10 protein-coding genes are annotated in these 10,134 nt (G+C 35.0%); 2 read left to right on the top strand and 8 right to left on the bottom strand.

What is annotated here, in order from left to right:
* Positions 1–133: 133 nt before the first annotated feature.
* Together AACU98_RS14825 and AACU98_RS14820 are read right to left on the bottom strand one after the other, a co-directional pair.
* Positions 134–874: a MurR/RpiR family transcriptional regulator gene (locus tag AACU98_RS14825; protein ID WP_004246678.1), complete on the bottom strand. Its 741-nt coding sequence runs from the start codon at positions 872–874 to the stop codon at positions 134–136.
* 131 nt (positions 875–1,005) lie between these two features.
* Complete coding sequence (locus AACU98_RS14820; RefSeq protein ID WP_004249014.1) at positions 1,006–1,482, bottom strand: cold-shock protein; 477 nt, start codon at positions 1,480–1,482, stop codon at positions 1,006–1,008.
* Between the two features lie 186 nt (positions 1,483–1,668).
* Between AACU98_RS14820 and AACU98_RS14815 the strand changes: the two genes are divergently transcribed.
* Complete coding sequence (locus AACU98_RS14815; protein ID WP_161735019.1) at positions 1,669–2,367, top strand: RluA family pseudouridine synthase; 699 nt, start codon at positions 1,669–1,671, stop codon at positions 2,365–2,367.
* A gap of 19 nt (positions 2,368–2,386) precedes the next feature.
* On the opposite strand, the gene AACU98_RS14810 is transcribed toward AACU98_RS14815, so the two are convergent.
* Positions 2,387–2,926, bottom strand: coding sequence for a DUF2058 domain-containing protein (locus AACU98_RS14810; RefSeq protein WP_004246675.1), 540 nt, complete (start codon positions 2,924–2,926; stop codon positions 2,387–2,389).
* A gap of 224 nt (positions 2,927–3,150) precedes the next feature.
* Between AACU98_RS14810 and yajD the strand changes: the two genes are divergently transcribed.
* The gene (yajD, locus tag AACU98_RS14805) at positions 3,151–3,498 is read left to right on the top strand and encodes an HNH nuclease YajD (protein ID WP_004246674.1); all 348 of its coding nucleotides are present in this window, start codon (positions 3,151–3,153) and stop codon (positions 3,496–3,498) included.
* 397 nt (positions 3,499–3,895) lie between these two features.
* Here the strand turns inward: yajD and AACU98_RS14800 are convergent, their stop codons facing one another.
* The 5 genes from AACU98_RS14800 to ecpA all read right to left on the bottom strand — a co-directional run.
* The gene (locus tag AACU98_RS14800) at positions 3,896–4,573 is read right to left on the bottom strand and encodes a hypothetical protein (protein ID WP_017827148.1); all 678 of its coding nucleotides are present in this window, start codon (positions 4,571–4,573) and stop codon (positions 3,896–3,898) included.
* Positions 4,574–4,665: 92 nt separating this feature from the next.
* On the bottom strand, positions 4,666–6,273 hold the full coding sequence (locus AACU98_RS14795) for a fimbrial protein (protein ID WP_110706863.1): 1,608 nt from the start codon (positions 6,271–6,273) through the stop codon (positions 4,666–4,668).
* A 13-nt stretch (positions 6,274–6,286) separates the two neighbouring features.
* The gene (locus AACU98_RS14790; RefSeq protein WP_161735016.1) at positions 6,287–8,782 is read right to left on the bottom strand and encodes a TcfC E-set like domain-containing protein; all 2,496 of its coding nucleotides are present in this window, start codon (positions 8,780–8,782) and stop codon (positions 6,287–6,289) included.
* 22 nt (positions 8,783–8,804) lie between these two features.
* The gene (locus tag AACU98_RS14785; RefSeq protein ID WP_004250001.1) at positions 8,805–9,488 is read right to left on the bottom strand and encodes an EcpB family pilus assembly chaperone; all 684 of its coding nucleotides are present in this window, start codon (positions 9,486–9,488) and stop codon (positions 8,805–8,807) included.
* Positions 9,489–9,577: 89 nt separating this feature from the next.
* On the bottom strand, positions 9,578–10,134 hold a 557-nt coding region (gene ecpA, locus AACU98_RS14780; protein ID WP_202611332.1), incomplete at its 5' end, for a common pilus major fimbrillin subunit EcpA.

Here is a 10,134-nt window from a genome sequence, read left to right as displayed (position 1 = left end):
ATTGAAAATAAAGGTGTTTTTAAAATAAATTGTTATTTTAGCTTAAAACACATTAAATTTATTAATATAGTAAAGAATAAGGCCGTGAAAAAGTTAATCTTGAAGAGATCATTCTGAGACTAAAAAATAATGTTTAAAGTAGGTTTTCTATTTCATTTATTAACAAATCAACCAAAATAAAAAAACCAATTCGTGACTTGGTATCATCTTTTTTCGTATCATGATTATCCGCGAAACAAAATAGCGTATGCGTCGCATAACTGGTTAACTCATTGGTATTAAAGGCTGTCATACTGATAATGTTTGCCTCTTTTAACTGCACAATTTTTGCCGTTTCAATGATCTTTTTAGTTCCCCCTGAAAGAGAGATAAAAATAACCGTGTCATCTTCATTCACTAAACGTGTAAACGAATCTGATAAGTTATAATCATTAATAAAAAAGCAATGCAGGCCCAGTGCAAACAATAAGTGTTCAAGATAATAACCGACTGCTTTACTTGTTCCCCTTGCCACAATAAAAATATTACGAGAATGGCGTAGTGTTTTAGCACACTCTTTAATTTGCTCTTCATTGATGAGGGTAAAGCTTTTATTAATATTCTTCTCTAGTTGTTTTTTATAAGATGAGTGATCACTCTTTTCTATTTTATTACGCGAAAGAATATAATTATTAATTTGAAACTTTAGCTCTTTAAAGCCACTAAAACCTAACTTCTGCGATAAATTAATAATTACCGTTTTTGATACAAAGGTTTTAGCGACTAAATCATTAATATTTAAATAGGGGATATCGGCGATATTATCGGTAAGATACTTTAATACTTTCTTTTCACTGACAGTTAAATTGTCATAATTTTTTAAAAAATCCAGCATATCTCACCTAATCAATTAATAATCATGATAAAACAATCAGTTAAGCATATTACACTCTACTGCATAATATGCTTAATCACAAAGGTGATCCATTGTGCTATTGAGTTAAAAACAGAAGCACATTATCTCAATTAAGCCTTAATCACTTTGACTGTTGCATCAATATCGACTTCATCATCAGTAAAGGTTAATACTTTGCCGTGATAAGTAATGATATCAATTTTTTTCAAAGTACGCGTTTGATCTGCTGCCGACTCAGATTTAGGCTTAATACTGTTCATTAGCATACCAACCGATAATATTGTATTTTCTTTATCAATATGCGTTTTAACGGGTACTTGTTCGCTATAAACACGATAAGACTTAATTGACGTTAACTTAACGCGCTCTCCGGCAATAAAGATATATTTACTGTCTGGGATCACTTTTACTGCATAGGCTGATAACCCTTTCATATTGGTCGTGGGTTCAAACGTGACTATTGCATCTTTTTTAATAAGATCAGGGTTGGCAACCTTAATCACATGAAAATAGCGATTATCCCCATTTTCATCTTTGATAAATCCAAAACCTTTATCTTCAAACCATTTTGTGATTGTTCCATTCATTGCCATTACCGCCTACATGATCATTATTACTCAATTTTCTCTATGCAGTATAAAGCACAATCTGCATTCAGACTATGCCTTTGCCTATTAGTGTTTAAATTGAGTCACTAAGCATATTGTGGTTTGAGTCGCCAATCGGCTGAAATTTAGCTATGATCAGTGCACTTTTGTGATCAGGATAATTTGATGTCGACGATTATTGATACCTTTATTGCCCCCATTTGCCATGACAAGATTGAGTATCTTTATCAAGATGAACATCTACTGGTAATAAACAAACCATCAGGTTTACTAAGCCTTTCAGGTAAAAACCCGCAAAATATCGATTCTGTTCATTATCGCTTAGTACCATTGTTTCCCGAGTGCACCTTAGTTCATCGTTTAGACTTTGGCACATCGGGGGGGATGGTTATTGCCCTGAATAAAGCGATTAACCGTGCACTTTGTCAACAATTTAGCCAGCGCACCGTCACTAAAGCTTATGACGCTCTATTATGTGGCCATTTGCAACATGATAGTGGTGTTATAGAAGCGCCTATCGCGAAAGATCCACAACACTTTCCACGTATGTCGATTAGCACCACACAAGGCAAAGCTGCGCGCTCTTACTATCAAGTTATCGAACGGTTTTATCAGACTCTTGCTGATGGCACCCGATTACCTTTAACGCGCGTGCGACTCACGCCGGAAACAGGCAGAACGCATCAATTGCGTATCCATTGCCAATATATAGGGCACCCTATTTTAGGGTGTGATTTGTATGGTGGCCTATTATTATCAGGAACAGAGCATACCCCACGGCTAATGTTGCATGCCTGTGAGTTACATTTTATTCACCCTATTAGTGAGCAACCGATGGATATTTATCTACCTTCGCCGTTTTAATATCAAGCCACCCTTAAAATCACCACATTAAATCGTCTGGCACTTTAAAATCAGCATAAGGATCATCTTCGTCTTGTTCTGCTTGGCTTAATGTGTTGTTTAATAAGATACAATCTGCATCTCTTTGCATGATTTTATCTGCCACACTCGCAGGAATAATGGCATATTCACTGTTTCCGGCACTATCAATCACTAAACGTGCAATAGCTAAACGACCATTAATTAATTGAGATTGTGTTACTTTATCCACCTCAAGCGTTTTAATCACATTATTATCGGTAAATTTAAAATCAATATCGCCCTTGGCAGGGGTAATTCTATTCATCTCAATAAGTTGTTTAACTTGCGCTTTATACTCTTTTAATAAGGTTGCTTGTTTTTGCTGTTCACTGAGTTGTTTATCACGCTCAAGCTGTAAACGTTTCTTTTCTTCTACAGCCTCTTTCGCTTCTCTGGCCTGAACACGCGATTTTTTCGCCGTTCTTTGTACTTTAGCCATTTTCTTATTTGTCACTAATCCCGCTTTTAGCATCTGCTCTTGTAAGGTAAGTTTTGCCATTTTTATGCCTAATTTTGCTCAATAATGCCCGAAATTATACCTGTAATTTTTAAGACTGCATCTCGTTACAACAACGCAAATTATCATAATAACACTCATCACCATATCGATGTTATTTGCTGAGTAAGCGTTGTGTTAATCACATTGGCTCCCTTAATGCATTAGGGTATATTGAGAAGTAACCAAAAAACTTTCTCTATCATTTATAACAGGCAAAATAAACCATGGCTGTGATCCCCAAAAACTATGCAAAACTAGAAAGCGGTTACCGCGAAAAGGCGCTAAAACTCTACCCTTGGGTTTGTGGACGTTGTGCTCGTGAATTTGTCTATTCAAATCTGCGTGAATTAACCGTTCATCATATTGATCACGACCACACCAATAATCCCGAAGATGGCAGTAACTGGGAGTTACTGTGTCTGTATTGTCATGATCATGAGCACTCAAAATACACAGAAGCAGAAGAGTACGGCTCTACCGTTGTTGCAGGGGAAGATGCCCAAGATGATGTTGGGCAAGCAACCTATAACCCCTTTGCTGATTTAAAAGCAATGCTGAATAAGAAAAAGTGATCTAATCGTTATCGCGACTGAGAAATAAATCAGATAGTGCAGTGTGTTAATCTATTATAGAACGTTAATACACTGCCAATAATTCATATCCCCGCCACTCAATATATTAGTAAAACTATTATTTTTATCTTATCGATAACTGACTATCGCGCTATCAGAAATGTTGAAATTGTTTAAATTTATATATTGGTATTATCAAGTCAATCTAGAGGTAACAACGCCGATGCGTTTTATCGATTGAGGAGGAGATAGCTAAGAAAAGAGCTTCACTTAATGCAAAATCATAAATAGAAATTTATTCCTGTTATATAGCTAATATCATACCCACAATCATTCTTATAGGTGACTCGGACACTGGCCATGATCATCATGGCCAATACACTTTAAAGTCATATCATTACTCACAATTCCCTATAGAGTAATATTTATCAAAGATAACAATATACTTGCGACTTTTTTGACTTATGCGCAGATCTTTAATTTGTTGATTGGGTAATAAATAAAATACATAAGGCTCTGAGTCATCATCACCATCACAATTTTGATGTAACAAAACCCTAAAATAAGTATTGCCTGTATTTTTTAATATTCCTTGGTTAATATTTAAATCATATTTGAAATCTGGATCTTTAGGTCTAACAACAAAATAGGTTTCTAAACTTACTGTGGGGTAGAACAGTGGTTGTTTTTTTTGCCCTTCATCATTTCTTATATCAAGTGGCGTTTCACTAATAATAATTTTATAATAACGTTCTTTCTCATCCGCCTCTCCTCGATAGAAAATTTTAAAAAATTCCTGCTCCCCGGGTAATAGAATTTTTTTAAGGGGAGTAAAAAGAATTTCTCCATTCTGAATAGGTGTGCCCTGCTCTTGATAACCCGGCCTATCAATTTGGTAAACACTAAATGTATATAAATTGGTTTTTTTAGTATCATTAATATAGGGCTTAGAAAAGAAGGGTTCCCCCGACTCCATAGAGGAAATATCTGCACTAATATAAAGTGCATATGCATGGTGATAAAAGAAGACTAACAACATCCCGCAAAGTATCTTAAACCAAGATATTAGTTTCATATTAAAATTTCAGTATTCGTTATAATAGAAAGTGACTTAAATAAAAAACCAGTACGTTCTTATCAGTCGCCATAACATAAAAATAATCAACTTTAGTTAATATCAGGCCCAGTCCATATAGCCTTAACTGTTACCGTTCCACTGGCTGAGACTGTTCCTAGCCAATCAATACCATCCAAAGTGAAAAATGAGTTAGCATCATTCATTGGAAAAGATAAATCTAGGTTCGTTCTATAAAAAGAGCCTAAGTCTTCATCAGGTCTGTCCCATGGTGTTTCTGTCCATAACGCATTTTTTAATGAAATTTCATGACTATCACAACTCGCTCTATATTTTGCATCCGTGCCATCACTATTTTTAAATGAGAGATAAGCCGGAAAAGGCACATTAAGTCGGTTATCACTGGAGGAGAATAAACAATAGGATTGCCCTTTTAATGTTGTTTGTGGTCCTTCTACAGATGCAGTAATAGAGTCTGCTTGTCTAGGGCCACTGGTGGTAACAATATAATTAAACTCAATGGGTGGCTCTTCATTACCCACTTTTCCCGTTTTAGATTGATGAGGGTTAAAATCAGTAGGAATAATGCTTATGCCATAATCTCTCGGCTTCAGAATAAGTGTATTTGAGGGGGTGAACTCATAATACCCAGATTGAGGCACGGCTGTATTGGTAAATGAAAAGGTAAAAAAGTCTTGGCTATTTTTAAAATCGACATTACTAGAGACGAGTCTTTTTAAAAAGGTATTAGATAAAAAGATAGAAACATTTTTATTATTAACTTTAAAATAATAATTAGCGGGATATGTTGTATTATAATTATACCAGTTATTACTGCCATCATCAGGGCCAATTTTTATTGTATTTGCCGCTGGCGTAAAAGGGATCAGTGTATTATTAATTTTTAAATTAAGCCTAATATTGGTAAATATATCCCCAGTAGTTTCATGATCAATCACCTGACAAATAATACCATTTTGGTTTGATACAATACCCACTCGGCAAAACTGAGAGCCTAAGCCAATCGTGGGATTACCGTTACTATCAATAAATATTTCTTGTAAAGCACCTGTTGAAGTTAACGTGATATGCCCTGACTTAGTGATATTGAATTCATGTGATGCAAGCATTCTGCCACCAACATTTTGGCAAGATCCGCCTTTGCTTGGATCATAGTCTGTTTTTGTCATACAGGCTCTATAACTATATGTCTCTATAGTGCCTACAGGCAATTGGCGAAAATACAGGTATGCCGAATCACTAAATATCCCCCGAGCATAAGCCGATTCACCGTTAGTATTAGTCTGAACTATTTTATAAGCCCCGTCTTTACCTATATATTGCGCAGGCCAATAGCCACTATCATCTGTACAATAACGCCTCATACATCGATTACCCACAAATGGCTTATCTATTTGAGAATTTTCTAGCCAAATATCGACATATTGATTGGCCTGAATGGATGTATTGGTATACCCCATATAACCTAAACTGAGCTGTGAAGATTTTGAATAACGCGTATATTTATTGGCACCCGAAAAACGCGGATCGGTTGTTCTTGGGGTAATAAAATATTCATTATCTACATTATTCTCAATAAAAACGTAACTATTAGTTACCGTAGCGGCTTGACTGGTTGTAGACAGCGATAAATTTAAAAGACAAGGTGCTACGAGTAAAAAAAATATTTTGCTATTCATAATAAAGTTCTCGTTATCTTTTTACGAAACTAGACTGAGGTTGACAAGTTACCTCTCCAACCCACATTGCTCCTTGTGCCCCTTTAAGATCTAAGTCTGCTTCACAGATTGTTTGCTGATCTTCTTGTAGTAACGAGATCACCGGATAACGGACATCTACATCCATTGAAAACTCACCATTTTGATCTGTTTTAGTTCGACCAATATGGTTTCGAATTGAAGCATATTTTAAAAGTTCACCATTAGGGGATTTCAGACGTCCGAAAACCGTGACTAATTGCCTCACTTCCGGTTGATAAAAGGCAATATTTCCTGGATACAATGTGACGGATTTATTTCGGCCAGAAATAATGTCAAAGCTGTCTTTCGATTTGCCATCATTCATTAATTGGATGTCATAATCTGAATAAGGAGATAATGGAATAAAGGTATTTTTTCCACTAATCGGGTAATTTTGCCCATTAACTTTAGCGAGCATACTGCCACTACCTTTAATATCTGAATTGATAATAATGCCAGATTTACCTTGTTGACCACTGGGTGTGATCATCCCTTCACTATAAGCTATAGAGCCACGAGAAGTTAAATTACCATTAAGTCGTTTATTATCAGGGCGATTAATGGTCACCGTACCAGAGTTATACTTCGTATCATAAGAAGCGTAACCTAGTGTTGAGAAGTCAGATTCACCATTATCTTTATCATGTACTAACTTAGAAACAGAAACGCCCGCATTAGTGATCACGGAGTTTTCAAAATTCTTATTCACATAAATATTGGCTTTTACATTGCCATTGGTTGAAGAGATCCCAGTACTTAACCACGTTGAAAGAGGTAAAGAGAAATCAAGATTAATAAATTTTTCATTAGTGCTATTTTGATTATCATAATGATAACGCTGAACCCCAGCTCTTAATCCTACCGTGCCATAACGTCCCGAAAATAATGTATTTGCATATTCATAATTAATAGAATCACTACCAACTCGCTTATCTTTGGTATTGCTGATAGTAAATGAACCCGTTCTATCCATTATCTTATCGAAATTAATAGTTCCTCCATAAGAGTAACTGTCTGCCTCATATAGCGGTAAATCACCTCTTACGATAGTTTTCTCTTTAGATGCCCATAATGAACCATAGCCTTCTGGGATATTAATAGAAAGCGTACTAATATTACGGTGACTACCATGATTCTCTAACATTCCTTGCCAAGCAATAGAAAGATAGTTATTTACCGCTACACTGATATTCGTCTCCTGTACAATAAATTTATCAAATCCATAGTTAGACATTTGAAAACGAATACCGGATAACAGAGGAAAGTTATAAGCAAAAGAGCCACCGATTAAATAACTTTTTTCAGGAGTTTGGTTATAAGAGCTACCCTCTTTGATATAATGACGTTTATCAAAATCAATATAGCCACCATAAATTTCCCAATTTAATTGGTCAAAATTACCGTTAGCGGTGCCAAAAGACTTATTAATGGTTTGATGTTGTGTTGTCACTACCTTGCCATCAATAACGGTTTCAATCGTTACTTCATAAATACCATAAGGCAACATGCTGGTATCAACTTCAAAATTACCCATCGGGAAATTTTGAATATTTAATAATTTACCTTGCCGATAAATACGAACTTCACCTGGACTATTTAAAAAAGCATAAATCGGAGTTAATGATTGCTGTTTATTCACCACCCTACTTGATGAATTATTCCCGATTGATGCTGCATAAATTTTACTGCTGCTCAATACTGTTAAGCTGGCTAAGGACTGTAAATTCCAAGTACTCATTAACCCGATAGCAAAACGCAATCCATTAAAATCACGTTCATACATTGCTCTATAGAGTTCAATATTGGAATTGGATTTACCTATACTGTAGGCAGATGCATTAATATTAAAATGGTGTTCAGCTTTAGCTAATAACGTGTCTAAATTAAAGTAGCTACTGGATGAATCTTGGGCGTTTTTAACACGACTTTGAAAGACGCCCAAATCATAGTTGGCCACAGCAGAAAATGAATTAACAGATGAATTTCCTAATATGGATTGTCTAGCATGTTCTTTGGGTGCAAAAGCTGACTTATCAACATCTAATGATAAATTAAATGAAGAGACATTTAATTGAAGAGCAGCATTACTATCAATAGTTATACTATTATTTTCATTAAAGATAGCATTTTTTTTATTTTCAATTTTATCAACTAATAACTGATTTAGTGTTGCGCCTTGATTATTTTCGATTAATTGAATACTTGATAGTTTTATTTTATCATTATCGATAACAATAATCGCATCTGCAATTTTCTTTTCACTTTGGTTTTGTTTATTTGCATCATTAAGTCGTAAGAAAACGGGCACCGACATACCTTCCTCTAAAGCATTAACAAATGCCGGAGGAATAATATATCCGCCCACTTTAATTCTTTTTATTTCATTAGCATTAATCGTATTCGAAAAAATAATACCTAATATTGATAAAGTGATAATACTCTTACGCATGATTTAGCCCATTCTTTATTTTTTATTTGACAACAATGAACTCTCCTTTGTGCCAAATGCCTACGCTAGATTTTTTATTTGTGAGATCGACAAGTTGTAATTTAACGGCTAAATGTGGCATAAGGTAATAACGCTCTCGACACATCCCCTCCACACCATATTGTTGTTTTTCTGCTAGACAAGGGCCTGAAGCCACAACACGAAATGAACTATTACCGATATTAGAAACTTTATTATCATGATACTGATAATTAAAATTCTCAATTCTGGGTGCAACCACTAAAATTGTACTAATAGTTGCAGATGTTGTTGCTGTCGCTGATTTTGAGCTTTGTGTTATACCATTTTCAGCAATAGGATCATCTTTCCAATTTAATCGATAATAACGCTCTTTATCATCCTTAGGCCCTTGATAAATGATTTTAAATACATCACTTGCATGACCGGGAAGAATCAGATTAGCCGGTGTTGATAAAATTTCATTGGGATCAGTAACCGGAATAATTTTCCCATTTTCAAGTGGTGAGTCTAATTTTTCTATTGTCAAATTGACTAATCTTGCCGTATTTACTGTATTTTCAATTTCTTTGGCAAGACTACTTTCATCAGAAGATATTATCTCTGTTATATTACCTACATTTACTGCAAAACTATTTTTTAATGGAAACCATAATAATAAAAAAAGGATTAATTTTATCTTATTCATAATAGTCAGTTTCTAAAAATAAATAACGATAAAGATATTACTTCCCTATAGTATCTTTATCGTAATATCAATTAGCCAATAAAGGAGAATTAAGGTTCTGGATTAGGTTTAACGGTAGAAAAGTCACCATCCCAAGTGGCAGTAAATTGCACTTTTACATCACCATCCCAGACACCATCAGCCAGTGATTTAAAATCGGCTGTTGCTCCTGCTGCTTGTGCACTGGCAATTACAAAAGTGAATTCACCACGATCTGTAGCGCGCTCAGAGCCATTGTAAATACCATCAGCAGCTAAATTATCTAAACCTGAGGTTAACCCTTTTGATGTATCAATTAACACAACATCAGTTGTTTTAGAAAGGTCTTCCCCATTCCATTTAACACCAACTGTTAATGTTGAATCATCAGTTGTTCTTGCTAACGTATTAGCAATCAGTTTTGATGATAATTTAAAATCGGTTGCGCCAGATTGGCCTTGAATAGCAATATCAAATGCACCATTTTGTTGGTTAAATGATTTTTGGCCTTCAGCATAATTAAAAGTCAGACTTTTTAATGGAGTGACAACTAACATACTGGTTGTATCTTTAATTGCAGTTGCTTGCCAAGTCGCGGTTGCTTGTGCAACACGAGTATCTGCATTAG

It is taken from the genome of Proteus sp. G4380, assembly GCF_963885725.1.
Lineage (GTDB): Bacteria > Pseudomonadota > Gammaproteobacteria > Enterobacterales > Enterobacteriaceae > Proteus > Proteus mirabilis.
Note: the sequence above shows the minus strand (reverse complement) of the source record. Positions and strands in the feature narration are given on the sequence as shown.

Bases quoted from the DNA above. Each gene is read 5' to 3' on its own strand.
- AACU98_RS14810 (WP_004246675.1), bottom strand. From the start codon at position 2,926: ATGGCAAAACTTACCTTACAAGAGCAGATGCTAAAAGCGGGATTAGTG.
- AACU98_RS14790 (WP_161735016.1), bottom strand. From the start codon at position 8,782: ATGCGTAAGAGTATTATCACTTTATCAATATTAGGTATTATTTTTTCG.
- AACU98_RS14815 (WP_161735019.1), top strand. From the start codon at position 1,669: ATGTCGACGATTATTGATACCTTTATTGCCCCCATTTGCCATGACAAG.
- AACU98_RS14800 (WP_017827148.1), bottom strand. From the start codon at position 4,573: ATGAAACTAATATCTTGGTTTAAGATACTTTGCGGGATGTTGTTAGTC.
- AACU98_RS14820 (WP_004249014.1), bottom strand. From the start codon at position 1,482: ATGAATGGAACAATCACAAAATGGTTTGAAGATAAAGGTTTTGGATTT.
- AACU98_RS14785 (WP_004250001.1), bottom strand. From the start codon at position 9,488: ATGAATAAGATAAAATTAATCCTTTTTTTATTATTATGGTTTCCATTA.
- AACU98_RS14825 (WP_004246678.1), bottom strand. From the start codon at position 874: ATGCTGGATTTTTTAAAAAATTATGACAATTTAACTGTCAGTGAAAAG.
- yajD (WP_004246674.1), top strand. From the start codon at position 3,151: ATGGCTGTGATCCCCAAAAACTATGCAAAACTAGAAAGCGGTTACCGC.
- AACU98_RS14795 (WP_110706863.1), bottom strand. From the start codon at position 6,273: ATGAATAGCAAAATATTTTTTTTACTCGTAGCACCTTGTCTTTTAAAT.